Source organism: Staphylococcus sp. TCBT05 (assembly GCF_055179755.1).
The window spans coordinates 1-877 of the sequence record NZ_JBUQDQ010000026.1; the positions used below are offsets into that span (position 1 = coordinate 1).

The following is an 877-nucleotide window of genomic DNA, read 5'->3' on the forward strand; positions in this document are numbered from 1 at the left end:
GAGCTTAACTTCTGTGTTCGGCATGGGAACAGGTGTGACCTCCTTGCCATTGTCACCAGACAATGAAATGTATTAAATTATACATTCAAAACTAGATAGTAAGTAAAATATAATTACCAATCAAAACGGTTTATAAAATTGATTAAGTCTTCGATCGATTAGTATTCGTCAGCTCCACGTATCGCTACGCTTCCACCTCGAACCTATTAACCTCATCATCTTTGAGGGATCTTATAACCGAAGTTGGGAAATCTCATCTTGAGGGGGGCTTCATGCTTAGATGCTTTCAGCACTTATCCCGTCCATACATAGCTACCCAGCGATGCCGTTGGCACGACAACTGGTACACCAGAGGTATGTCCATCCCGGTCCTCTCGTACTAAGGACAGCTCCTCTCAAATTTCCTACGCCCACGACGGATAGGGACCGAACTGTCTCACGACGTTCTGAACCCAGCTCGCGTACCGCTTTAATGGGCGAACAGCCCAACCCTTGGGACCGACTACAGCCCCAGGATGCGATGAGCCGACATCGAGGTGCCAAACCTCCCCGTCGATGTGAACTCTTGGGGGAGATAAGCCTGTTATCCCCGGGGTAGCTTTTATCCGTTGAGCGATGGCCCTTCCATGCGGAACCACCGGATCACTAAGTCCGTCTTTCGACCCTGCTCGACTTGTAGGTCTCGCAGTCAAGCTTCCTTATGCCTTTACACTCTATGAATGATTTCCAACCATTCTGAGGAAACCTTTGAGCGCCTCCGTTACTCTTTAGGAGGCGACCGCCCCAGTCAAACTGCCCATCTGACACTGTCTCCCACCATGATAAATGGTGCGGGTTAGAAATCCAACACAGCGAGGGTAGTATCCCACCAACGCCT

Annotated in this window: 2 rRNA genes; both read right to left on the minus strand. The window is 49.4% G+C overall.

The annotated features are described in order from the left end of the window. Positions 1-60: ribosomal RNA gene (gene rrf / locus ACY191_RS06725) — 5S ribosomal RNA — on the minus strand; the annotation flags it as partial. Positions 61-138: 78 nt separating this feature from the next. After that, a 23S ribosomal RNA gene (locus tag ACY191_RS06730) occupies positions 139-877 on the minus strand; the annotation flags it as partial.